A 25250-nucleotide genomic window follows, 5' to 3' on the forward strand; every position below is an offset into this window, starting at 1 on the left:
CGGCTGAAATGCTCCATGCCGGCTTCGTTGTCGATAACGATATAGGCGTAGTTTTTCGTCAGCACATCAACGCACATCCTGGCCACGCTGTTCGCAGCGCAATAGCAGCCGGAGCCCTCCGGACGTCCCATCGCGAGCAGGTCAAAACCCTTGGCTTCAGTCAGGGATTTCTGAATCTGATATTCGAACCAGACGTCCTTCGTCATGCCAACGGGGACATCTGTTCTCATCATTTCGCGCATGTCGCCGATCGTCGTCCGGACATCAACGCCCAGTACCTCGTTAAGGTTGGTGTTGGCATCCGCATCTACCGCCAAAACAGCTCCTTTTTTGTTTTCGAGAATATATCTCAGAATCATCCCGGCAAAGGTAGTCTTGCCCGTCCCCCCCTTGCCGGAAACCGCAATTGTAAAACTCATTTACTTACTTCCCCCTTCTTGCCGGCAGACGTTTCATGACATTCGGGAAGGCATTGACATCCGTGTGCGGCAGAAACAAGGCGGCTACAAATTCATCCATATAGCTGGGATAATTGCTCAACTCTATATTGGTCATCATCAGGGCTATCCGCTCGGTCTCCTTGAGCAGCTCCTGGGAAAAGGAAAGCAGCCGGGCGCCCAGCAGGGAACCGTTCCCGACAAAGGTAAACTTGTCCATTTCCATTTCCGGCAGCAGGCCGATGAAAATAGCCTTCTCCAGATTCAGATGACGACCGAATCCGCCGGCGATAATGACCCGGTCAAGATCCTTGAAACCAAGCCCCACGCTTTGCAGCAGCACCTTGCAGCCGGCGTAGATCGATCCCTTCGTCCGGATCAGGTTCTCAACATCTATCTCCGTAACCACGATATCATCGTTCAGACGGGTGTCCTTCTGAAAGGCCAGCACATATTCGTACCCATCCGGCCCTTTTCTCACCCGCTCCGTTTTAAGGTCCCGATAGAATTTCCCCGCCTGATCGATCACACCCGCCTTAATCAGCTGGGCAACAGCGTCTATTAACCCTGATCCGCAGATTCCGATCGGCTTGACCCGGCCAATCGTAAGAATCATCGGTTCGTAGGTGACGGGGTTGATGCTCACCTCTTCAATGGCGCCGCGCGTGGCCCGCATGCCGAACTTTATGCCCCCGCCCTCAAAGGCGGGCCCGGCTGAACAGGAATCACTGGCAAGCCAGTCCTTGTTGCCGACCACGATCTCGCCGTTTGTGCCGATATCCATATAAAGGGTCAGGTCTTCCCGCTGGAAAATGCCGGAGCCAAGCACCCCGGCTACGATGTCGCCGCCGACGTAGCTTGCGACACAGGGAAAAATATAAACATGCACGTGATCCCCAAGCTTTATGCCCAGATGCACGGCCCGCATGGGCGGGATAAGATTCGCCGTCGGCACGTAGGGCGCAAGGCGAAGGTACTTGGGGTCCAGCCCGAGAAAAAGCTGCGTCATGGTGGTGTTGCCGGCAATAACGAGGTGGGAGACCAGCGATACATCCACGCCGCTTGTTGTCAACAACTCGTCGATGATATTGTTTATCGATTCAACCACCACCTCCTGCAGCTTCTGGAGCCCGCCCGGCTTCTGGGAATAGACGATGCGGGTTATCACATCCTCACCATAGCTTATCTGCGGGTTGTAGTCGGACCCCTCCGCCAGCGCAAAAAGCTTCGCCCCGTCGCAGGCGCCTTCGGCGCACGCCGTCTTGACATCCTGATTGAGATCGAGAAGCTGACCGAAGATCGTCGTTGTGCCAATATCGACAACTATTGAATAATTATGCTGGGTGCGGTCCCCCTGCTCGGCGTTGATCAATTTATATCCCTTGCGGGTCTGCACAAGGGTTACGGTAACCTTCCAGTTGGCATCGCGCAGCAACTGGCTGAGCTTCATAATTAGTCGAAAATCTGTAGAGACGCCTCTAATATTATGCTGTTGTTTTATGGCATTGATCAGGCGCGTCAGGTCGCTGGCATTATCGTTCTTGGTCGGGGGCTCCATTGTCACATAGCGTTTGAAAACGGTCGGTTCAACCTCCCAGCCCTGAACAAGCTGAAACAGATCCTTGGGCGACAGGAGATAGGGATGATCAAATTTCTGTCCTTCCTTCAGCAGAACCGATTTATCAACCTGGGAGTCGAGCGGGATTTCGATCTCGACGTCTTCGCGGATTGTGGTGAGGCAGGCAAGGCGATAACCGGCATTGTAATCTTCCTGGGGGAGCATGGAACTCAACGGGGAGTCAACCTTGCCGTTGATGATTTTGACCCGGCATTTTCCGCAAGTCCCGTTGCCGCCGCAGGAGGCGTTGATATGGATGCCGGCTTCCATCGCCGCCTGGAGCAGGTTTTCTCCATCGTCAACCTTCAGTCTGACACCGCTGGGGCTGAATGTAACGCTGTGCTTCTCCATCACTTACGCTTTCCCATGCTAAACAATAAGCGGGGCGCAATCGCTTGCGCCCCGCTATCTCAATCAGAACAACCCCTTGACCTTGCCTGTTTCTACATCGACATCAACCCGCCTATAGGCCGGGTCGGAGCTGGTGCCCGGCATCAGACTGATCGTGCCGGCCATCGGGCAGAGGAACTTGGCGCCGGCGAAGATCAGGACGTCGCGGATCGGCAGCGTCCAACCCTTGGGCACGCCTTTCTTCGTCGGGTCATGGGTAAGACTTAGATGGGTTTTTACCATCATCGTGCTGTAATCCTTAAGCGCAGGATCGGCCTCGAACTTCTTCGCCTTCGCCTCGGCCTCCGGCGCCCAGGAAACCCCGTCGGCCCCGTAAACCTCGCGGGCGATCAAATCAACCCTCTGGCGGAGCGGCATCTCCAGCGGATAGAGGTATTTGAAATCGACCTTGTCCTTGCAGGCATCGATCACCGCGTCGGCCAATTCCAGCGCGCCGTCCCCGCCTTTGAGCCAGTGTTCGGAAAGGGCGCAGCGGGCGCCGGCCTTCTCCGCGAACTTGCGCACCAGCGCAACCTCCTCCTTGGTATCCGTATGGAATGAATTTATGCAGACCACCGGGTTGATTCCCGATTTCTTGATAACCCCGATCAGGTGCGTCATGTTTTCGAGACCTTTTTCCAGAAGACCGAGATTTTCCTTCGTGTACTCCTCGGGAAGCGGCCGCCCGGCGACAACGGTGGGCCCGCCGCCATGCATCTTCAGGGCGCGGACCGTGGCGGTCAATACCGACACATTGGGAACCAGTCCGCTGGCCCGGCATTTCACATTCCAGAACTTCTCGAATCCGATATCGGCGGCAAAGCCGCTTTCGGTCACATGGTAATCGAACATCTTCAGGCCGATGCGATCGCCAATCACCGAAGACTGACCGACGGCGATGTTGGCAAACGGGCCGGCGTGAACCATGCAGGGCTGGAATTCTACCGTACTCATCAAGGTGGGGTTGAGGGTGTTGCGCATCCACGCGGTCATCGCGCCGGCGACTTCCAACTGCTCGGCGGTAACGGGATTGCCCTTTTTGTCATAGGCAACGATAATATTGCCGATCCTCTCCCGGAGATCCTTGAGATCGCGGGCAATGGCGAGGATGGCCATCAGCTCCGAACTTACGGTAATGCCGAAACGGGATTGCATCAGGTAACCGTCCATCTTGCCGCCCAGCCCCATGATGATATTCCGCAGACCCTGGGCGCAAAAATCGATAACCCAGCCCATCTGAATGTTGTTGGGATCTATGTCGAGACGCTTCAGATTTCTTTTGGCAAGTTCCGCATCGTCATAATTTCTTTCGTGCTGCATCCGGGCGTTGAGCGCTACCATCGCCAGGTTATGGGAATTGGCGATATCGTTGATGTCGCCGGTAAGACCCAGGGAAAACTCCGTCATCGGGATGAGGAGCGCCTTTCCGCCTCCCGCCGCCGTGCCCTTGACGTTCATTGTCGGGCCGCCGGAGGGCTGACGCAGACAGCCGCCAACATTCTGACCCCTTTTGCCCAGTCCTTCCATCAAACCCAGAACCGTAGTGGTCTTGCCTTCTCCCAGGGGAGTCGGGGTAATTGCCGTAACCTCGATATACTTCCCGTCCTTTTTGTCCTTAAGGCGCTTGAGTATTTTCATGTAATCGAGCTTGCACAACTTCCCCATCGGAATAACTTCATCCTTCTGCAGTCCCATCTTTTCCCGCCAATCGTCGGGGGTCGGCATATCCTTTTCCGCCTCCTCGGCAATCTGCCAATCTGCATACTCTCTTGGATCTAAAGCGTCTAACCTGGACATAAATTATCTCCTCTCTTTATTAAAAATACACCGACTTCATAGCTCCATATACCCGTTAGTGTCGTACCGCTTTACCGATATTCACTCGATAAAAACACGCCGCCGCATTACCTTCATTAATAAGGGAGTTGGACAAGTAAAGAATGTAAAAACGTAATGATTTGAAAAACAGGAGTATTTCAGAGATGTCCTTCTGCCTGACTATCTTAAGAACCTCTCCGGAAAATGAAAAAATAATCAAACTTCTAAGACCGTCTCCTTGCATTGTGTAAAAGTGTCCGATATTGTTAAGTATCTATATATAACCCTATCCCCGGTGGCTCATATCAATTAGGTAAATTCCTGTCAAGGAATATTTTTGCCTCCCTGTTTTGAACGACTCCTGCATTGTCGGCATCACCCTTCACCCACTGCATTTATCCCCATCGGGGATTTTATGAGGTGTGGATTACGGCAATTGCCCTTTATTATTTTAAAAGGTTATTGGAAAGTTCTGCTTGCAGAAAAGCACATAGCGGATGGGAAATTCCTTGACCCGCGGCCCAAAATTAGAGCGAAAGCTCAATTTCGCGCGGAATATCGCCCTCCTTGAGGGGCGGGATGAGCGGCGGCTGGCCGGTCGAAAGCAGGATCCGGCCCCCCTCGGCGGAAAGCATGAACCGGACAAAGCGGATCGCGGCCGCCTCATTGCCGACCGTCCCCGGGATTGTGACGGCATTCCGGATCTTTTCACTGAGGTTTACCGCAGCCGGAAAAGACAAAATTTCCACGTCGCCGGCAATCGTAACCGCCGCCGAGCGATACACAATGCCGGCTTCGACCCCGGCGCGCTGCACCGCCCGCAAGACATCGGGAATCGTCCTTTCCGGGGCGGCGCCCGCGATGATCTTTTGCGCCAGGTCAGGATTGCCTTCGAATTCGGACGCCCTTTGGATAAATTCAACGGTCCGGCCGGCGGCCAGATCATTTTCACCGGTCACCCGCGCCAGCGTAATTCCCTCCCGGGCCAAATCTGTCATTTTCCTCAACCCGCAGGGATTGCCCTTTTTTGTAATCACCACCAGCTCGTTACTAGAAAAGACAGCGTACCAGGAGGCGGCGGGCCGGTTGCCGATTCTCTTTTTAAACATCTCCTCTATAATAGCCGGAGCGGAAGACGCAAAAACGTCGCAGCGTTCCCCGTTCTCGATCCGCCCGGCCAGCTCCCGGGAGCGCCCCGAGACAGTATTTACGGTCACTGCGGAGTTGGCAGCCTCAAACGCCCTTTTCAACTCGCCCACCGGCCCGGCCAGCGAATCGGCATGCCAGACTTCGATAACCATTGTTTTCTCCCCCATCCTTGGCCCTCCCCGCTGGGCAATAAGCCGCATCCCTCCGGATACGGCTCGAACCATCACTGGACCCTCACGTGCATCCCCTGCGTCCGAACTACCTGGCTAAGGCCTGACGAAATTTACCCCACGCAAGCGCCATCGCCGGCGAGAACGCCAGGAGGAGCCCGGCGGCCATCATCGCGCCGACAAGCCAGTTTGAAAAGAAAACACTCAACGCACCCTGGGATCCCAATATGGCTTGGCGGAACGAGACTTCGGTCGCGTCTCCAAGCACCAGGGCCAATATCAGAGGCGCCAATGGATAATCCAGCTTTTTAAAGACATAACCTATAACGCCGAATAGCAACATGACCCAGATGTTGAACATGGCATTGTTCACGGTGTAGGCGCCAACCGCACACACCACGACAATGACCGGGGCGATGATCGAGAAGGGGATGCGAAGGATCGCCGCGAACAGCGGCACGGTGAACAGAACGATGACCAGACCGACGACGTTCGACAGATACATGCTGGCGACCAGGCCCCAGACAAAGTCTTTTTGCTCGACGAAGAGCAGCGGCCCCGGCTGCAGCCCCCAGATCATCAGGCCGCCCAACAGCACCGCTGCAGTGGCCGAACCGGGTATGCCCAGCGCCATCATCGGCAGCAACGCCGCGCATCCGGACCCGTGGGCGGCGGTCTCGGGGGCAAGCACGCCTTCCAGTTCCCCGGTGCCGAACTTATCGCCATTCTTCGAGAAGCGCTTGGCAAGGCCGTAGCTCATGAAGGATGCGGCCGTTGCACCGCCCGGCTTGAAACCCATCCAGGCGCCAATGACCGCGCCTGAGAGCAGCGTCAGCCAGTACTTTGGCAGCTTCTTCCACGTCTGCCACACGACCGTCGCGTTGATCTTGGCGTGTACCCCTTCGAATTTGAGACCCTCTTCCATGCTGACAAGGATTTCCGCGACGCCGAACAGGCCGATCACCACCACCAGGAAATCGACGCCCCTGAGCAGCTCGGACCAGCCAAAAGTAAGACGGAGCGTGCCGCTGACGTTATCCATGCCGATTTGCGCCAGGCCAAAGCCCAGCATCAGGGCAATGACCGTCTTGGCGGTGTCCTTGCCGGTGCCGATGAAACTGGCAAAGGTCAGAAAATAGACGGCAAAGAATTCAGGCGGACCGAAGTGCAGAGCAAAATTTGCCACCAGCGGCGCAAGAAAGGTGATCATCAAAACGGAAAAAAGGGCGCCGAAGAACGATCCGGTAAAGGAGGCAGTGAGAGCTTCACCGGCCCTGCCCTGCTGGGCCAGGGGGTAGCCGTCGAACGTGGTGGCCACCGAATGCGATTCACCGGGAATGTTGAACAGGATCGAGGTAATGGCCCCTGCAAACAGGGAGCCCCAATAGATACACGACAGCATGACAATCGCCGAGGTGGGAGACATGGTAAACGTGAGCGGCAGCAGGATAGCCACGCCGTTCGGCCCTCCCAGGCCCGGCAGCACGCCGACGATGACTCCCAGTATAAGGCCGACCGCCATCATGCCGAGGTTATACCAGCTCAGTATAACCGAAAAACCATGGAATAGATTTAACACGTTCTCCATTTGACAGTCCTCCTAAGCGGTCGTGCTTCGCTTCAGTTTAAATAGTTCAGTAGCCGAACAGGGATTCCAGCGGCCCTTTGGGCAGCGGAACCATGAATTGAATTTCAAACGCATAGAAAAGCGCTGCACTTATGCAGACGCTGACCAAGATGACTTTAAGCCAGTTGAACCGGGCCATCACCCGCATGAAACCGCCGATGAACAGGGCGGAGGCGACATAGATGCCGATGAATTGGGTGACCAATACATAGAGAACAGCGGGTATCAGCACGTAAAGCACCTGCCTGAAGCGGTCCCGGGAAACGAAGAGCTCATGATTGCGGTGTTTGCCGAGAAGCGCCCTGAGAAAAACAACCAAGCTTGAAATACCGATGATGGCCCCGGTCCGGAACGGAAAGTATCCCGCCTCAGGCCCTTCAGGAGCCCAACCCATTCCGACTCTATAACCGTCCATCATCATCGCAACGCCGATGAGGAAGATGGCAACGGCCACGACCATCTCCGCTGCCTGATACGTCAACCGGACCGAACGGGGTCGTTCCTGCGTTTGTTTCTGTTCCATGAACACCCTCCCATGACGAACGGAGAAACAGAGCGCCGGACCGGCGGATCGGGCTCCGGTACCCCGACCCGCCGGAACCGGCGTGATTCTCAGCTATTTCTTGGCTACAAACCCGGCTTCGGTCATCAGCTGTACGTGTTTTGCCATATCCTTTTTCAGGAAGTCGACAAACTCGTCTCCGGTGGCATAGTGCCTTGTGAGCGCCATGTTCTCGGTGTAGTCTTTCCACTCCTGGGTGGCAACCACTTTCTTCAACATGTCGGCGTAGAACGCAACCTGTTCCTTGGTGGTTCCGAGCGGCAGGAAGAAGGCGCGCAGCATCTGGTATTGCACATCGACTCCCTGCGATTTGCAGGTCGGGATGTCGGACCAGGCGATGTCCGCAACCTTTTTGTTATAGTCCATGGGATGATTGGAGAAGACGCATAGGGGGCGCGCCTTGCCGGCCCGCCACTGGGCAACGTTCTCGCTGGGGTTGTTGACATTGGAAGTGATGTGGTTGCCGGCCAGTTGGATTTGAGCCTCGCCGCCGCTCTTATAGGGGATATAGGTTATTTTTTTCCCAACGATTTTTTGGAATGCAACCGTGATGATCTGATCTTCCCGCTTCGAGCCGGTGCCGCCCATCTTGAAGGACCCCTCCGGCGCCGCTTTTAAGGCAGTCACATAGTCCTTCACTGTCTTGTACGGCGAATCGGAATTGACCCACAGGATAAAATCATCCTTGGCGATCATTGCCACCGGATTGAAGTTTTCCCAGCCGAGCGGCAGATTCTGAGCGATCGGCAGGGTATAGATGAGGGAGAACGCTACCAGGAGCTTGTGGGGATCTGCCTTGGCCTCTTTGACCTCCATGGCGCCCTCGGCGCCGCTCGCGCCGTTCTTGTTAAAGATCATAACGGGCTGTTTCATCAATTTGTGTTTCAGGATGATGCTCTGGATTGTGCGCGCCATCTGGTCTGACGCACCGCCCGCACCAGCGGGAACAATGAACTCCACCGGCTTGGCGGGTTCCCAAGCAGCCGCAGGAGTTGCCATCGCAACACCGGTCAGCGCCGCCACGACGAGCAGCAGCGCTCCATACCATAATGTTCGGATCTGTCGTTTCATCTTTTCCTCCTTATTAATTAAGCGAAATCAGTTTACGAACCACCTTGGCTCCGATTCAACAGGCAGCCATATACTCCATTGCCGCTACGACACCGCCCTTCTTATGAGCAACACCCGCCAGGGTGAATCCCATCTCCACGCCGCCGAGTGTTCCCAGCAGCATCAGGTCATTCAGATCCCCCAAGTGGCCGATGCGAAAGACCCGATCCTTGAGCTTGCCCAAACCGCTGCCCAAAGACATGTTGAACTTCGCAAGCACCGCCCCCCGAAAGGCGTCGGCCCCTTTCTCCTCCGGCATCAGAACCGTCGTCAAAACCGGGCTGTACTCTTCCGGATTGAGGCAGAGATTCTCAATTCCCCAGGTTTTAAGCGCCCGCCTTGTCGCTTCGCCATGGCGGATATGACGCGCAAAGACGTTTTCCAACCCCTCCTCATTGAGCAGATGAAGTGATTCCCGAAGGCCATAGAGCAGGTTGGTCGAAGGAGAACTGGGGAAGAAGCCATCCTTGTTGACGCCCAGCATCGCCTCCCAAGACCAGTAAGACTTGGGCAGTCGCGCATTCTTTGCCGCGGCAAGGGCTTTGGCGCTGATTGCGTTGAAGCCGAGGCCGGGAGGAAGCATCAGCCCCTTCTGGGAACAGCCGACTGTCACATCTACGCCCCATTCGTCATGGCGGTAATCGGCAGACCCCAGCGAAGAGATCGTATCAACCATGAACAGGGCGGGGTGACCGGCACGATCGATGGCCTTGCGGATCTCCCCGATCCGGCTGAGCACTCCCGTGGAGGTCTCGTTGTGGACTACATTAACGGACTTTATCCGATGATCGCGATCCTCGGAAAGTTTGGCCTCGACCACGGCTGGATCCACCCCATGCCGCCAATCGCCGGGAACAAACTCAACCTCCAGCCCCAGGCGGAGGGCCATGTTTTTCCACAGGGTTGCAAAGTGGCCGGTTTCGAACATCAGCACCTTGTCTCCGGGGGAAAGGGTGTTGACGAGCCCCGCCTCCCAGGCGCCGGTTCCTGACGACGCAAAAATAATTACCGGTTCGGTTGTCTTGAAAACAGGTTTCAGCCCGGCCAAAACCTCCATCCCCAGAGCCTTGAACTCCGGCCCGCGGTGATCGATGGTCGGTTTGGCCATGGCCCTGAGCACCTGCTCGGGAACATTGGTTGGTCCCGGAATCTGTAAAAAATGACGACCACTGGAATACGCCATGCTGTTTGTTCCTCCTTCTGCCGGTTATTAGTTGGTAGTTTTAATCGTTATATCGATGAAACCAAAACTTGCGTTATTGCAGTTTCCCGAGGCTGAGCCGAAGCGCCTCTTCCCCGGAAATCTGGATGTGCCTCTTCATCACCTTTTCACACAAGTCCTCATCCCGAAGCTTCAATGCCAGCAGGATCATGCGATGGCCATCCACGCACCTTTCCCCCACCCCAAAGTTCGTCAGGGTGTTTTTCCGATATCTCAGAACATATTGTCTCATATTGACAATAAAATTATAAAAGCGGCACTTGTACGCGATCATTCCCATCAGGGCATCGTGGAACGCCACATTGGCTCTGGAAAGATCATCAACCTTTTTTTGCAGCATGGCGATTTCCGCCTTGTTTACAATTTCCTGAAGCAGCCCGATCTGCTCATCGGTAATCCGCCTGCAGATCAGCCGGAGGGCATGCCCCTCCAAGGCCGCCCGCAAGGCGAAGATGTCTCTAATCTCTTCAGGAGAATTATCCGGGATGCAAAATCCCCTTTTTCCCAGAGGTTCGATGAATCCATCCTGTTCGAGCCGATGGAGAGCTTCCCGCACCGGCGTTCGGCTCACCCCCAGCTCCGCGGCAAGCTGCTCTTCCGCCAACCGCTCGCCCGCGACGAATCTATTGGAAAAAATTGCCTCCTTCAGTTTTTGATAGGTATTTTCCCGGACGGATAACCGTTGTTGTGCAGGTGGTTTATTCAGCAGGACCTTTTCCATAAATGTATCCAAAATTATAGACAAAACAAAAATTCCGGGCACCAATAATACATTTAAAGATCCCTGTCAATTATTTTTTTAAAATAAATAGCGTTTTATATTAAAGTGATATATCAAAAAATATTTAATTATGGAAAATCGCAGTGATATGCTGCTTGATAGTTACCAGACTATATTGGATACAATATCATTGAGTAATGAAGAAATTATGCAGTGAAAAGCGATGTTTCAACTTCAGCCCCCGGACAGAAAAACTATAATATTCATGGAGTCGCCATCCTTGACTGCATATGCCAGTTCATCCGCGCCAATCCCATGGTCATTTACAAGAACCTCGATATAGCCTTTTATCCTGCCTTTTTTGTCGAACATCTTCTTTTCCATGGCCGGATACTGCTGCAATATCGACCGCAGGCATTCCCCCACAGTATTTCCGTCAACCTCGAGTTGAAGTTCCTTGCCGTCATTAAGAAAAGGGTGGATCATTGTTTTGATGCTCATCTCTTGCCTCCCCCGCAAATTGGACAGTCTTTCTTTCGTTCAATTTCAATAGTGGTAAATTCCATGCCCTCCCCGCTGACAAAGAGCATTTTCCCGGCGAGCAGCTCTCCGAAGCCGGTCAGCAGCTTTATGGCTTCCATGGTCTGCAATGAGGCAACAAGTGCCGCAGTAGCGCCAAAAATCGGGAAAGGAACCCTTTTTCCTCCACCGATGCCCCGCGGATAAATACACTCGAGACAAGGGGTTTTCCCGGGAATGATTGTGGTAAGCTGCCCGTCCAGACCCGTGACGCCACCGTGGATGAAGGGCACGCCTTTTTTCACGCAACTTTCATTCAGAACAAATCGCGTCTCCATATTATCCATGCAATCCACGACCAGATCAACCCCTGCGAGCAATTCCCCGGCATTGTCCGCCGTTATCCTCACATTCAAAGGCCTTATTTCTGTTTTTGAATTCATTGCCGCCAGCTTTCCCGAACCGGAAACTACTTTCAGCGCGCCGACATCCTTTTCCCAGTGCAGCGTCTGGCGATTGAGGTTGGAAAGATCGACAACGTCGCAGTCAATAAGCGTCAGCTTCCCGATGCCCGCATAAATCAGATTCGTAGCATTGGGAGAACCGAGACCGCCCAAGCCGGCGATCAGCACATGGGACCTTTTCAAACAGCGCTGCCCGGCTTCCCCGAAGTCGGGATACATAATCTGGCGCGAATATCTCGTCAGCTCCTTGTCATCCAGTGTTATTTCTTCTTTTTCCATATCTTGCCTCCTGTTTTTTTATATCCTATACAACTCCTCTTTACAACGCCAATAATTTGCCGCCGGCAACGGGCGCCGACAGGCAAAAAAAATATCCGGCATTAGATTTCTGGTTCCGGCTTGTTTGACATTTCTGCCGGCATCATCTATAAAGCCCTTTCTCGACATTTCCGGGAGCGGCACGCTTGAGGATGCGTCGCGGCAACATAAAGGAGAAAGAAATGCAGATGCAGGATGTCTTTAATTATTTCGGCAACGATCTGAAACGGGCAGGGGAATATATGGAAACCTGCCTCGAATCGGAGGTAAAGCTGATCCCGGAAATCGTCCATCACCTGATTGGCGGCGGAGGAAAGCGTTTCCGCCCCCTGTTGCTCCTGGCGGCGGCGGAGCTCTGCGGCTACCGGGGCGAGCGCCGTTACCCGCTTTCCGCAATGATCGAGTTCATCCACACCGCCACGCTCTTTCATGACGACGTCGTTGACCATGCGGAAACAAGGCGCGGGAGGATCTCCGCAAACCGCATCTGGGGCAACGAGGCCAGTGTGCTGATTGGCGATTTCCTGTACTCAAAATCTTTCAAGTTGATGACCGAAGACGGAAACCGTGCCATCCTCAAGCTTATCTCGCAGACGACAAACATGATGTCGGAAGGAGAGGTTTTTCAATTGATGAAGGCGGGGGACGTCAATACCACCGAAGAGGAGTACCTGGCGATTGTCGAGAAAAAAACGGCTATCCTCATCTCCGCCGCGTGCGCCATTGGCGGAATTATCGCCGACGCGAAGGAGGAACAGGTTGCTGCCCTCACCCGCTTCGGCATGGGTTTGGGGACCGCCTTTCAAATCACCGACGATGCCCTCGATTATGTCGGCAAAGAAGAAGAATTCGGCAAGGCGATCGGCCAGGATATCCGAGACGGGAAACTGACCATGCCCCTTATCCGCACCCTCAAAAAATGCACTCAGGAGGAAAAAACCCTCGTGCAGAACGGGGTTAAAAACAGGGATGAAGATTCGGCGGCGGCGATCATGAAGCTGATAAACCGCTATGACGGCATCCCCTACTCGCTGCAAAAAGCCAAAAAATACGTTGCAGAGGCAAAGGGGTTTCTTGCCAAATTTGCTGATTCGGACGCCAAAACAGCGCTCTTTACCGTCGCAGACTACGTTGTCGGACGGCGCGTCTAAAACCGGGGCCGACCTTTAAATCTGTTCGGTTCAATTATTAAAGGAGATTTTCGCATGAAAAAGACATTTGCAATATTGTACAGCTCGTTACTGCTGGCGTTGCTGCCCACAGTAACAGCCGTCGCGGCAACACCGGAAGAATCTTTCCGCAAGAGCTTCCCCGCAATCCGTGCGGATAGCATCAAGCCTACCCCGGTCGCCGGCCTGTATGAAGTTACGGTAGGGAGCCGAATCGTCTATTACGCCCCGGGACAGGAATACCTGGTCTATGGGCCGATTGTAACAAGCAGCGGGGAGAACCTCACCGAAAAGAGATCCGCCGAGCTCATCGGCATAAAATTGAAAGCCGCTCCCCTCGACAAGGCCATCCGAATCGGGAACGGAAAACATCAGATCGTCGAGATCACCGATATTGACTGCCCCTACTGCCGAAAAGCGTCAGCTTACCTTGCCGGCAGAAAGGATTTGACCCGCTACGTTTTTCTGCTGCCGGCAGCTTCGCACAAGGACGCGAAGGCAAAAACGCTGCAGGTCTTCTGCGCCGCTGATCCAGCAAAGGCCTATGAGGAGGCAATGACCGGCAAACTGGACGACATGAAGTTATTGCCCTGCAAAGCGCCGGCTGCGGCGGAGGAACGCCTGAAGGCGCACCAGGAAATCGGCAGGCAGGTGGGCGTGACCGGAACGCCGCTCTTTCTTATAGACGGACAGGTTGTCCTGGGGGCGGATATGGCGCTCATTGAAAAAATCCTGAACACGAAATGAGAAAGGGAGTGTTGCAGTGATGAGAGAAACTCGGGAGATCATGAGCGAGGAATACCTGGAAAGATACGCCGACGTCCTGGTCTGGGGACTGGAAACGGCCCGGAAAGGCCGCTATCGCAAGGGAAACATCATCCTGATTCAGTACGACCGGGCAGCCCTGCGCCTGGCGGAGCTGCTCTATGAAAGGATAATCTCCCGGGGGATGCATCCCGTGCAGCGGAGCAGCCTGTCTTCGGCCATGGAGCTTTCCTTTTTTGAAAAATCGGGGGCCGGTCAGCTCGTTTTTCTGCCGCCGGGGGAAAAGGAGCTCTACAAAAATCTCCATGGCCGCATCTACCTGCACGCTCCCGAATCGCTGACCCACCTGAAAGACGTTGATTCAGCGAAAATCGGCAAGGCGCTGGTCGCCCGCAAGCAGCTCCGCGACATTATCGAGGCGCGCGAACAGCAGGGCGATTACGGCTGGACCCTCTGCACCTTCCCGACCGAGGAACTCGCCCGGCAGGCCCGGACGACTACAGCAGCATATACCGACCAGATAATCAGGGCCTGTTACCTGGATCAAAACAATCCGGTAGAAAAATGGAAGGAAATCAGGCGTAACGCGGCATCCATCAAAAAATGGCTGGGGAGTTTGCGTACAGCCTGGTTTCACATAGAATCAGCCGGCTGCGACCTGTGGATATCTCCCGGGGAACAGCGGCAGTGGCTGGGAGTCTCCGGACACAATATCCCGAGTTTCGAGCTTTTTATCTCCCCGGACTGGCGGGGGACAAAGGGTACATACTACGCAAATCTGCCTTCTTATCGCAGCGGCAACTATGTGGAGGGGGTAAAACTGACCTTTGCAAAGGGGGAGGCAGTGGCAATCAGCGCTCAGAGGGGCGAGGATTTCACCATTCGCCAGCTCGCCATGGACAAAGGCGCCAAACGGCTCGGCGAGTTTTCGCTGACCGATCGGCGATTCTCCCACATCGACATGTTCATGGCCGACACCCTTTTCGACGAGAATTTCGGCGGCGCCCATGGAAACTGCCATATCGCCGTCGGCGCATCCTATACAGACACATTCTCCGGAGACCAAACCTCGATGACTCCGGCCTTGAAGAAAAAGCTGGGCTTCAACGACTCGGCCCTGCACTGGGACATGGTAAACACGGAACCCAAAACGGTCACGGCCCATCTGAAGACAGGCGAGAAGCTGCTGATCTACGAAAACGGCTGTTTTAAGCACTGAGCCTCGGCATCCTGCCCTCACCCGTTTCCGCCTCCATCAGGAAGGGGAAGGGCAGCTTCGTTTTAGATGAACTGGAGATAAAGTGGAGATAGCAACAGCGCTCATTCTGGGCATCGTCGAGGGATTTTCGGAATTTCTGCCCATTTCGTCCACCGGCCACCTGATTCTCGCCGGCAAACTGCTGGGACTTGCGGAAAGTGAGTTCGTCAAGAGTTTTGACATCGCCATCCAACTGGGGGCGATCCTCTCCGTCGTCGTCCTGTATTGGCGAGAGCTGCTGGTTGATTGGGAAACGATCAAAAAGGTGGCCATCGCCTTTCTGCCGACTGGCGTTATCGGTTTTGTTCTCTACAAAATCATCAAAACCATCCTCCTCGGCTCCGCGGCCGTCGTCCTGTGGTCGCTCCTTATCGGGGGAATCGTCCTTATCGTCTTCGAGATGCTCCATCGTGAAAAAGACGACGCGACAAAATCACTCTCCGAAATTACCTATCTGCAGTCGTTTCTGATCGGCGTTTTTCAGTCGCTTGCCGTCATTCCCGGGGTATCCCGTTCCGCGGCGACGATCGTCGGGGGGCTGATCCTCGGCATGAAAAGGACAATGATTGTCGAATTTTCCTTCCTGCTGGCCGTTCCGACGATGCTCGCCGCGACGGTTTACGACCTTTATAAAAACGGCGCCATCTTCTCCGTCTTGCAGCTCAATTACCTGGCAGTCGGGTTTCTGACCTCCTTCATCGTCGCTTTGGCGAGCATCAAATTCCTGATCCGTTTCGTACAGAACCACACGTTCATCCTCTTCGGCATTTACCGCATCGCCCTTGTCCTCGTCTGGTTTGCGCTCTTTTAACCGATCATTTTTGAACGCTTAAGGCAGATAGCCTAATCAACATGATCTCGCAGATGCAAAAAAATTCGCTTTAGAGATGCTCGTCTTTTCCGCGAATCAGTAACCTGTAAGAACCTTTTTTAGACGACCCTGATTATTTGCCACCTCCTGCCGTACAAGAAAGACTCAAAAAGATGAAATACATAGACACGGAAGGAGTTATAATCAAGAGCTGGTGCAACAACCCGGACGTCAACGCCCTTGCCCAGGCGAAGAATCTGGCAAACCTGCCGTTCATCTTCAGACAGGTTTGTCTCATGCCCGACACCCACGAAGGCTACGGGATGCCAATCGGCGGGGTCATTGCCACGAATGGTTTTGTGATCCCCAATGCCGTCGGCGTCGATATCGGCTGTGGAATGCTGGCAACCGCAACGAACCTGACAAAAATTTCTTTGCCGGCGCTCAAGAAAATCCTTGGCAAAATCAGGGAAACTGTTCCCGTCGGCTTCGAACACCAGGAAAAAGCCCAAGATGAAAGTCTGATGCCGCAGATGGAAGATCCGGACCTGTATCCGGAGGTAAACCGCCAATACCGCTCCGCGTGCAAGCAGCTCGGAACCCTGGGCGGCGGCAACCACTTCATCGAAATCCAGAAAGGATCGGACGCCCATATCTGGTTCATGATCCATTCGGGAAGCCGGAATATCGGCCTCAAGGTAGCCAGCCGCTATAACCAGACGGCGATTGCGTTAAACGAACAATGGCATTCCGCTGTCCCGAAGAAATGGGAGCTGGCCTTTCTGCCCATTGAAACGGAGGAGGCAAAGACATACTTGCGAGAGATGCGTTACTGTCTGGAATTTGCTCTGGCCAATCGCAAACTGATGGCCGACCGGGTACGGGCAGCCATCAGTGCGGAAATAACGGATGTGGAATTTGTGGAACCCATCAATATTCACCATAATTATGCGGCCTTCGAAGATCATTTCGGCAAAAACGTCATCGTTCACCGCAAAGGCGCAACCTCGGCGCGTCTTGGAGAGATGGGCATCATCCCCGGTTCCCAGGGAACGGCCAGCTATATTGTAAGAGGAAAGGGAAACCCCGAGAGTTTCATGAGCTGCTCTCACGGCGCCGGCCGTAAAATGGGAAGACGGGCGGCCATCAAAACCCTCAATCTTGAGAGGGAAAAAAAGATTCTCGACGATCAGGGGATTATCCATGCCATCCGCGGCAGGCAGGATCTCGAAGAAGCGGCGGGTGCCTATAAAGATATTGCTGTGGTGATGGCCGAACAGCAGGATCTCGTGGATATCGTAGTCAGGCTGGAACCCTTGGCTGTAATCAAAGGCTGACGCCCTCGTAAAAAGTCGCTGCTCGTCATTGCGACGAGCGTAGCGTCGTGGCAATCTCCTGAGCCAATTGCAAAACTATTTGTCATTCCCGAATGCTTCTATCGGGAATACGGTTTTTCAAGCAGTTAGAACCAGATTATGAACATTAAACTTCGTTTTCCCGCTTAAAATCATTGCGGGAATGACAGAATGTGAGAGTTTTGCAATTGCCTCTCCTGATTATGAAATTTAGCCTTCGTTTTACCTCCTGCGCCGGAAGGATTGCTTTCCGGGGCGCTTTCCTGTTTGAGCGCATAGGGCAGATAGTTCAAAACATCCCGGGCGGTCAAACCCTCCTGCCCCTTGTCGGCGGCGGCCAAATCGCCGGAAAGGCCGTGGAGAAACACCCCCTTGCGCACCGCTTCCGCAAGCGGGAGACCTTGACCGAACATCGCGGCGATGCTCCCGGTCAGCACATCGCCGACTCCGGCAGTCGCCATCCCCGGATTGCCGTTCATGTTGACAAAAACGCGCCCCTCCGGCGTGCCGATCAGGGAGTGGGCGCCCTTCAGGACAATATATACGTGCAGATTCGTGCAGGTATCCTGCAGAATAACGATGCGGTTCTTCTCTATTTCCGCAACCGATTTTCCGGTCAGTCGCGCCATCTCCCCCGGATGAGGGGTCAAAACGGTCGGCCCCGAACGCCCGCTGATAAGCTCCGCACGGCCGCAAACGGCAGTTATCCCGTCGCCGTCGAGCAGAAGCGGTTTTTCCACTGCCGAGACAAGCCCCCGGACAAGCCCCGCGGTTTCTTCGGCAATAGAAAGGCCGGGACCGATGACAACCATATCAACCTTTTTTGCCAGTGCGAGCAGGAAATCCAGGTTTTCAAAAGCGATGCTGCCCGTGTCTGTTTCCGCCTGCGGAACAAAAACGATCTCGCTGCCGTTCATGGCGATGAAGGGCGCGATCGAGCGGGGAGTGGCCAGACGGGCGTATCCTCCCCCGGCCTTCAGAAATGACATTGCGCTGAAATACGGCGCCCCGTAATAGCCCGCGGCGCCGGCGACAAACAGCACATCCCCGAGCGAGCCCTTGTGGGCGGTGGCTGCCCTTTCAGGGAGGGGCAGATCGCTGTTTGTTTCCACCAGGATCGCTTCATCCTCGTACAGGGAGGGGGGAAACGAGATATGCGCCACACTGAGCCTTCCGCAATGCTCGAAACCGGGATAAAGCATGTTTCCGATCTTTGGCAGACCAAAGGTTACCGTCTGGTGGGCGCGCACGGCCGTCCCCAGAACAGCCCCCGTATCGCCGCTGATGCCGGAGGGTATGTCAAGGCTGAGAACCGGCTTGCCGCTACGGTTGATCAGCTCTACAATTTCCCGGTAAACTCCTTCCACCGCGCGGGCAAGACCGGTCCCGAAAAGCGCATCGACAATACCGTCCATCCCGAGAACAGCCGCCTCAATCTCTGCCGCAGCCGTTACCCGTTCCGTCACGATCGGCAGCTTTGCGACAATCTCGTAATTCTTTTTCGCCGCCCCTTGCAGACGTTCCGGGTCGCCGGCAAAAAAGATATGGGGCGTCCCCCCGCCCGAGAGGATATGGCGGGCTACAACCAGTCCGTCGCCGCCATTATTGCCGGCGCCGCAGAAAATGGCATACCGTTTCCCCTTTACCCCCCCTTCACGAAAAAGCGCCCCGCAGGAGGCAAGGCCGGCGTTCTCCATCAAAACCTGCTCGGAAATTCCAAACTTTTCGACAGCATCCCTGTCCATCGCCTGCATCTGGGCAACATTGCTGATTTTCATAATTTACCCCCCCCTAACAACTGACTGCGAAGCAGCTTTTAAAAAGTGCCGGGATACTTGCCGCCGTCAATCAGCAGGTTCTGCCCGGTGATAAATCCCCCGTGAACGCTGCATAAAAAGACGCAGTAAGCGCCGAATTCCTCGGGCCTGCCGAACCGCCCCGTCGGATTTGCGGAAACCCGTATTTTTCGCATCTCTTCATATAAACGATGCTCGGTTTCCGCCAGCGCCTGCGTGTAGGATCGCTGACGCTCCGTTTCAAAATCGCCGGGGAGCAGGTTGTTGAGCGTGACGTTGTGGATAGCTGCCTCGCGGGCAATTCCCGCAACGAAACCGGTGAGACCGGAACGCGCCCCGTTGGAAAGTCCCAGGATGGGGATCGGCGCTTTTACCGCGCTTGAGGTTATATTCACAATCCGTCCGAACCGGCGGGCGATCATCCCGTCAAGCGTATTTTTGATCATAAAGATCGCCCCCAGCATGTTGTTGTTCAAGGCCGCGAGCCATGCCTCCCTGTCCCAGTCACGGAAATCGCCGGGAGGCGGCCCCCCGGAGTTATTGACGATTATGTCCGGCGACGGACAGGCAGCAAGAACCTCCTTTTGGCCCTCGTCGGTGTTGATGTCAACGGCGACGGCCTGAACATTTACGCCCGTTGCGGCGGCTATTTCCGCTCCCGCCGCCTCGATCCTCTCCCTGGTGCGGGCGACAATCGTCACATCGACCCCCTCCCTGGCAAGCGCCAGCGCACACGCCTTGCCCAGCCCCGCGCTCGCCCCGCCGATTATGGCCTTTCTGCCTTCAATCCCGAGCTCCATAATGCCTCCCCGATATTTTCTCCTCAACACCGATGCCAAGCGCATTACCATGCTGAAAAAGTCGGCGCCTTTCTCATTCTGCCGCAACAAGCATCAACGCGGTGTACAAATATGGGAGTCTCCTCCTTCAGCGAGGGCTACTCTACGTAAACTCCTACGGCATCGCAAGAAAAAGTTTTTTGTTCTGCGAGATTGATTCGGCGGGGAAAAGAGTGGAAAACCTTACGGCAATCGGTTATAGGAACGGCGGAAAAAGAGCAGCTCGGATAAAATGGTTTCAATGTGCCCAGCCAGCAGCAACAGACAGCCGCAGGCGACTAAAGATCATAAATAGAGGTGAACGGAATGGCAAAAATAAAGGTGGTTAACCCGATAGTGGAGATGGACGGGGATGAAATGACCAGGGTCATCTGGGCAAAGATCAAGGAAAAACTTATTTGTCCCTGGCTCGACATAGACCTGAAATACTACGATCTCAGCATCATGAACCGCGACGCAACCGGCGATCAGGTGACAATCGCCGCCGCCGACGCAACTCTTCAATACGGGGTTGCCGTCAAATGCGCCACGATCACCCACGACGAGGCGCGGATGAAGGAGTTTGGTTCACCTGCCCTGCTGCGCTCCCCAAACGGCACAATCCGGAACATCCTCGACGGGACCATCTTCCGGGAACCGATCATCTGCAAAAACGTCCCCCGCCTGGTTCCCCACTGGGAAAAGCCGATAATCATCGCCCGCCACGCCTTTGGCGACCAGTATAAGGCAGGCGAATTCCATTTCAAGGGCAAGGGCTCCCTGCGCCTCATTTTTGTTCCGGAAGACGGCAGTCCCAGCATCGCCAAAGAGTGCTTCAAATCAACCGGCGACGGCGTCGCAATGGCAACCTACAACACCGATGAGTCAATCGCCGGCTTCGCCCGCGCCTGTTTAAACTACGGGTTGGCCCGCCGCTATCCGGTTTATCTGTCCACCAAAAATACGGTCCTCAAAATCTACGACGGCCGCTTTAAAAATATTTTCAGGAAGATCTTTGATGAGGAGTTCTCAAAGAGCTTCAGAGATGTCGGCCTTACATACGAACACCGCCTGATCGACGACATGGTTGCCTCCACCATGAAATGGAGCGGCGGCTACCTCTGGGCCTGCAAAAACTACGATGGCGACGTAATGTCCGATCTTGTCGCCCAGGGTTACGGTTCCCTGGGGCTTATGACATCCATCCTGATGAGCCCGGACGGTAGCGCCTTCGAGGCGGAGGCGGCGCACGGCACCATTACCCGCCACTTCCGCGATTATCAGGCAGGCAAGGAGACCTCCTCCAATCCCATAGCCTCAATCTTCGCCTGGACGCGCGGCCTTACCCGCCGCGGCGAACTCGACAGCTCGCCGGAAGTGGTAAAATTTGCACGCACTCTGGAGGAAGTCTGCGTCCAGGCAGTCGAAGCCGGCCATATGACCAAGGATCTGGCGCTTAGAGTCGGCAGCGGCCAGAAGTGGCAAACAACAGATCAGTTCCTCGATACAATAGCTGGCGAGTTGAGAAAGCGGATATGATCTCCCAATAAGTAGCCTGACGCACCATAGGCATCGCTCATTGGGCGGATATTCTTCATGGCAGCAGCATCCCGATCTGTTATCAGAGGTAATCGAAGAGCATGTCCGCGAGGCAGGCAAGCGGCTGGTTTCTATTGCAAAATCATCGCCGCTCTTTAACGGGAATCTCTCGCAAGAGTGAGGCTTTGAGTATATTCGCCAGGGTTTTCGCCGCGCCGGCGATATCGCGCTGCGCCATTATTGTTGAAACAACGGCAACGCCGTCAATCCCGGTTTCCAGCGCCGCCTCGATGTTGCCCAAGCCAATCCCGCCGATCGCCACAACCGGAATCCTGACGTTTGCCTTGATTTTTGCCAATTCTGTAAGCGCTACCTGGTCGGCGTCGGTTTTCGTACCGGTTGGAAAAACCGCGCCGACCCCCAGATAATCGGCCCCCTCGGCCTCCAGCGCCAGCGCCTCTGCAAGCGTACAGGCGGAGGCGCCCACAATTTTTCCCTCCCCGAGAAGCGCGCGGGCAAGCGGAATGGACAGATCGTCAGAACCGAGATGCACCCCGTCGGCCTCACAGGCAAAGGCGATGTCTATCCGGTCATTGATGATAAACGGAATCCCGCATCTGTCCGTAACAGCTTTTATACTCTTCGCAATTTCCAGATATTCCCGCGCCGAGACATCCTTTTCCCGAAGCTGGACAACGGTTGCCCCGCCCTGAATCGCCTCTTCGACGGCGTCCTCGAGACTTTTTCTCCCAAGCCAGCGGCGATCGGTCACCAGATACAATGAATAATCGATTTTTTTTGTTTTCATGCCTGTCCCCTTAAATGAAAAAGGCCGCTCCCAGAAGGGGAACGGCCTTTTTTCAATAGAACGTCCGGCTCATTTCCCTCCGCAGGCATTACCCTGATCAGGTCAAGGGTTGCCGGAAGCCCGACATCTCAGTCCTTATGGACACCCCTAACGAGCAAAAATGTTTAATCAGCGCGGCACATTGTCCACGCTGAAGAAATTTTGTCAAAAAACGATGCCGTTACCGGCAGCTGGAGCAGACCATCAGCTCTTCTAAAGGCACGCCGGTCCGCCCGCTTATGTACTGAAGCTGATCCTCGGGGGCAAAGTAACGGCCGCAGACCTTGCAGGCCGCCATCTTGAAGTCCCGTCCCCAGATCGTCCGGACATCCCCGGCAGGGGAGGTGTGCATCTCTATTTGCCCCGTCGGGCAGACATAGGAGCAGGCGCCGCAGCCGATGCAGACATTGGAAGGCTCGTGAAACGGCGTGCAGACATTCTTTTGCGGGCCGCGGGAGGAAAACCCGATCGCGCTCACCCCGACGATCTTCTCGCATGTCCGGACGCACAAGCGGCAGAGCACGCATTTATTTCCGTCCTCACTTGCCTTGAACCGGGGCTCGGGGCTGATCCCCATATTCTCCGCCATCTGGAAGAGCTGCTCCGATTCCGGGGCGCGGGCAAGAAGGAGCTGGATCACCGTGCGCCGGACATTCATCACCCGCTCGCTTCCGGTTTGGACAACCAGTCCCTCGGCAACCGGGTAGAGGCAGGAGGTGACAACCTTCGTTCTGCTCCCCTCCCCGACTTCCACGCTGCAAAGACGGCACGACCCCGAAGGCTCCAGGGATTCATGGTGGCACAATGTCGGGACAACTATGCCATTTTGTCGGGCCACATCCAAAAGGGTCTGCCCTTCCTCCGCTTGAATCTTTTTGTTGTCTATCGTCAGATTAACCATTTTTTCTACCTTTACCTCACGATGATCGCATCAAATTGGCAGCTTTCCTTGCAGGCGCCGCATCTCGTACATTTATCAGAATCGATTTTGTGGGCCTGCTTCTTTTCGCCGGTCGCGGCCCCCACAGGGCATACCTTCGCGCACAGGGTGCAGCCGGTACACTTTCCCGAATCAACGCTGTAAGTGATTAGCGCCTTGCAGACACCCGCAGGACAGCGTTTTTCCTTGATGTGCGCTTCGTACTCGTCACGGAAATAACGGATCGTACTGAGCACCGGGTTCGGGGCGCTGGTACCGAGGGCGCAGAGGGCGCCGTCCTTGATGCTCGAAGCCAGCGACTCCAGCAGTTCGATATCGCCTTCCCGGCCCTTTCCTTCGGTGATGTCAACCAGGATTTCTTTCATCCGCTGTACGCCTTCCCGACAGGGAACGCACTTGCCGCAGGATTCATTGGCCAGAAAGTTCGTGAAATAGCGGGCCAGATCAACCATGCAGGTACCTTCATCCATGACGATCATGCCGCCGGAGCCCATCATCGAGCCGACTTTGGTGAGTTCGTCATAGTCAACCGGCATATCAAGATAAGCCTCGGGGATGCAGCCGCCGGATGGCCCGCCGGTCTGAATCGCCTTGAATTTCCGGTTGTTGAGAATACCGCCGCCAATATCGAAGACTATCTCGCGCAGCTTCGTTCCCATTGGCACCTCGACGAGGCCGGTATTGTTGATCTTGCCGACCAGCGAGAAGATCTTCGTCCCCTTGCTGCGGTCGGTGCCGATCCCGGCGTACCAGTCGCCGCCGTTGTTGATGATAAACGGGACATTCGCCCATGTTTCCACGTTGTTGAGATTGGTCGGCTTGTCGTAGAGCCCCTTTTCGGTGGCATGAACGTATTTGGCGCGCGGCTCGCCCGCCCTGCCCTCCAAAGAGGCAAAGAGCGCCGACGACTCGCCGCAGACAAAGGCGCCGCCGCCGCGATTCACCTTCAGGTCGAAGGAAAAACCACTGCCCAGAATGTTCTCGCCGAGGAGGCCGGCCTCCCGCGCCTGTTTGATCGCAATATTGATATTCTCAACGGCGAGCGGATATTCGTTGCGGACATAGATATATCCCTCGTTCGAACCGATCGCATAGGCGCCGATTATCATCCCCTCCAGCACAAGGTGGGGGTTGCCTTCGAGCAGACTGCGATCCATATAGGCGCCGGGGTCTCCTTCATCGGCGTTGCAGATCACATACTTGGGAGTTCCTGCCGCCTTGCTTGTCTCTTCCCATTTGCGACCTGCCGGGAATCCGCCGCCGCCCCTGCCCCGCAGGTTGGCCGTTACGACCTCCCGAATAATCTCCCCGGGCTTCATTTTAAGGGCCTTGGCAAGGGCGCTGTAACCGTCAACGGCAAGATAATCCTCCATTTTTTTCGGATCGACCTTACTGTTCATGCCGAAGACAGTTCTGGTCTGCCGCTTGTAGAACGGGACCTCATCCTCTTTGACGTACTTCTCGCCGGTCTGGGGATTGGCATACAGCAGATTATCAATTATCTCGCCCTTCAGGAGCGTTTTTTCGATGATCTCGCCCACGTCGCTTACGCCCACGTGCTGGTAGAAAATATTCTCCGGGGCAAGTATCACCATCGGCCCCCGCTCGCAGAAGCCATGGCAGCCGGTCTTCCGAAAGTCGATTTTTACGGAGAGCCCGCGGCGGTCAAGCTCCTCGCGAAAGGCATCGGCCACGCTCATGGCCCCATGAGCAAGGCATCCCGTACCCACACAGATCGTGATGCGCTGCTGTCGGGAATCACGGGCGGCTTTGATTTTCTCCTGCAACTCTTTCAATTCACTGAAGGATTTAATTTTGCTCGTCATT

At 55.0% G+C, this 25250-nt stretch carries 22 protein-coding genes and 1 riboswitch; of the genes, 6 read left to right on the forward strand and 16 right to left on the reverse strand.

The genetic code is table 11. From position 1 onward, the window contains the following. The 11 genes from K0B01_10015 to K0B01_10065 form a co-directional block, all read right to left on the reverse strand. Positions 1 to 419, reverse strand: a 419-nt coding sequence (locus K0B01_10015) for an AAA family ATPase (GenBank protein MBW6486470.1), incomplete at its 3' end; no start/stop codon positions are given. 4 nt (positions 420 to 423) lie between these two features. Continuing rightward, positions 424 to 2406, reverse strand: a complete 1983-nt coding sequence (locus K0B01_10020; GenBank protein MBW6486471.1) for a DUF4445 domain-containing protein — start codon at positions 2404 to 2406, stop codon at positions 424 to 426. Between the two features lie 63 nt (positions 2407 to 2469). Continuing rightward, complete coding sequence (locus K0B01_10025) at positions 2470 to 4242, reverse strand: formate--tetrahydrofolate ligase (protein ID MBW6486472.1); 1773 nt, start codon at positions 4240 to 4242, stop codon at positions 2470 to 2472. A 548-nt stretch (positions 4243 to 4790) separates the two neighbouring features. Further along, a complete protein-coding gene (gene modA, locus K0B01_10030; GenBank protein MBW6486473.1) occupies positions 4791 to 5579 on the reverse strand; it encodes a molybdate ABC transporter substrate-binding protein in 789 nt (262 codons plus the stop codon). Between the two features lie 91 nt (positions 5580 to 5670). Continuing rightward, positions 5671 to 7170: a tripartite tricarboxylate transporter permease gene (locus K0B01_10035; protein MBW6486474.1), complete on the reverse strand. Its 1500-nt coding sequence runs from the start codon at positions 7168 to 7170 to the stop codon at positions 5671 to 5673. 46 nt (positions 7171 to 7216) lie between these two features. Continuing rightward, on the reverse strand, positions 7217 to 7732 hold the full coding sequence (locus K0B01_10040; GenBank protein MBW6486475.1) for a tripartite tricarboxylate transporter TctB family protein: 516 nt from the start codon (positions 7730 to 7732) through the stop codon (positions 7217 to 7219). A gap of 93 nt (positions 7733 to 7825) precedes the next feature. Then, positions 7826 to 8842, reverse strand: a complete 1017-nt coding sequence (locus tag K0B01_10045; protein MBW6486476.1) for a tripartite tricarboxylate transporter substrate binding protein — start codon at positions 8840 to 8842, stop codon at positions 7826 to 7828. 55 nt (positions 8843 to 8897) lie between these two features. After that, on the reverse strand, positions 8898 to 10064 hold the full coding sequence (locus K0B01_10050) for an aminotransferase class V-fold PLP-dependent enzyme (GenBank protein MBW6486477.1): 1167 nt from the start codon (positions 10062 to 10064) through the stop codon (positions 8898 to 8900). 73 nt (positions 10065 to 10137) lie between these two features. Continuing rightward, the gene (locus K0B01_10055) at positions 10138 to 10824 is read right to left on the reverse strand and encodes a GntR family transcriptional regulator (GenBank protein MBW6486478.1); all 687 of its coding nucleotides are present in this window, start codon (positions 10822 to 10824) and stop codon (positions 10138 to 10140) included. Positions 10825 to 11058: 234 nt separating this feature from the next. Beyond that, the gene (locus tag K0B01_10060) at positions 11059 to 11325 is read right to left on the reverse strand and encodes a MoaD/ThiS family protein (GenBank protein ID MBW6486479.1); all 267 of its coding nucleotides are present in this window, start codon (positions 11323 to 11325) and stop codon (positions 11059 to 11061) included. Beyond that, a complete protein-coding gene (locus K0B01_10065; protein MBW6486480.1) occupies positions 11322 to 12086 on the reverse strand; it encodes a HesA/MoeB/ThiF family protein in 765 nt (254 codons plus the stop codon). The genes K0B01_10060 and K0B01_10065 overlap by 4 nt, the downstream gene beginning before the upstream one ends. A 221-nt stretch (positions 12087 to 12307) precedes the next feature. Here K0B01_10065 and K0B01_10070 point away from each other — a divergent pair, with 221 nt between their 5' ends. The 5 genes from K0B01_10070 to K0B01_10090 all read left to right on the forward strand — a co-directional run bounded on the left by K0B01_10070 (position 12308) and on the right by K0B01_10090 (position 17465). Further along, on the forward strand, positions 12308 to 13276 hold the full coding sequence (locus K0B01_10070) for a polyprenyl synthetase family protein (GenBank protein MBW6486481.1): 969 nt from the start codon (positions 12308 to 12310) through the stop codon (positions 13274 to 13276). A gap of 54 nt (positions 13277 to 13330) precedes the next feature. Continuing rightward, positions 13331 to 14041 carry a DsbC family protein gene (locus tag K0B01_10075; protein MBW6486482.1) on the forward strand — a complete coding sequence of 237 codons (711 nt, stop codon included), beginning with the start codon at positions 13331 to 13333 and terminating at the stop codon, positions 14039 to 14041. 19 nt (positions 14042 to 14060) lie between these two features. Further along, on the forward strand, positions 14061 to 15278 hold the full coding sequence (locus K0B01_10080) for an aminopeptidase (protein ID MBW6486483.1): 1218 nt from the start codon (positions 14061 to 14063) through the stop codon (positions 15276 to 15278). 82 nt (positions 15279 to 15360) lie between these two features. Then, positions 15361 to 16128, forward strand: coding sequence for an undecaprenyl-diphosphatase UppP (gene uppP, locus K0B01_10085; GenBank protein ID MBW6486484.1), 768 nt, complete (start codon positions 15361 to 15363; stop codon positions 16126 to 16128). A gap of 173 nt (positions 16129 to 16301) precedes the next feature. After that, positions 16302 to 17465: an RtcB family protein gene (locus tag K0B01_10090; protein MBW6486485.1), complete on the forward strand. Its 1164-nt coding sequence runs from the start codon at positions 16302 to 16304 to the stop codon at positions 17463 to 17465. Between the two features lie 170 nt (positions 17466 to 17635). On the opposite strand, the gene K0B01_10095 is transcribed toward K0B01_10090, so the two are convergent. Continuing rightward, complete coding sequence (locus K0B01_10095) at positions 17636 to 19261, reverse strand: NAD(P)H-hydrate dehydratase (protein ID MBW6486486.1); 1626 nt, start codon at positions 19259 to 19261, stop codon at positions 17636 to 17638. A 38-nt stretch (positions 19262 to 19299) separates the two neighbouring features. After that, complete coding sequence (locus K0B01_10100; GenBank protein ID MBW6486487.1) at positions 19300 to 20079, reverse strand: SDR family oxidoreductase; 780 nt, start codon at positions 20077 to 20079, stop codon at positions 19300 to 19302. 345 nt (positions 20080 to 20424) lie between these two features. Between K0B01_10100 and K0B01_10105 the strand changes: the two genes are divergently transcribed. Then, entirely contained in the window at positions 20425 to 21636 is a 1212-nt protein-coding gene (locus K0B01_10105) for an NADP-dependent isocitrate dehydrogenase (protein ID MBW6486488.1), read from the forward strand. Between the two features lie 142 nt (positions 21637 to 21778). Here K0B01_10105 and thiE read toward each other — a convergent pair whose 3' ends face one another. From thiE to K0B01_10120, 3 genes are all read right to left on the reverse strand, one after another. After that, positions 21779 to 22444, reverse strand: coding sequence for a thiamine phosphate synthase (gene thiE / locus K0B01_10110; protein MBW6486489.1), 666 nt, complete (start codon positions 22442 to 22444; stop codon positions 21779 to 21781). A gap of 57 nt (positions 22445 to 22501) precedes the next feature. Next, positions 22502 to 22603: riboswitch (TPP riboswitch) on the reverse strand. A gap of 61 nt (positions 22604 to 22664) precedes the next feature. Next, complete coding sequence (locus K0B01_10115) at positions 22665 to 23384, reverse strand: (2Fe-2S)-binding protein (protein ID MBW6486490.1); 720 nt, start codon at positions 23382 to 23384, stop codon at positions 22665 to 22667. A gap of 11 nt (positions 23385 to 23395) precedes the next feature. Further along, positions 23396 to 25249 (reverse strand): NADH-quinone oxidoreductase subunit NuoF, encoded by a 1854-nt coding sequence (locus K0B01_10120; GenBank protein ID MBW6486491.1) that lies wholly within the window; start codon positions 25247 to 25249, stop codon positions 23396 to 23398. Position 25250: the final 1 nt, after the last annotated feature.

It is taken from the genome of Syntrophobacterales bacterium (genome assembly GCA_019429105.1).
In the GTDB taxonomy this organism is placed as follows: domain Bacteria; phylum Desulfobacterota; class Syntrophia; order Syntrophales; family UBA5619; genus DYTH01.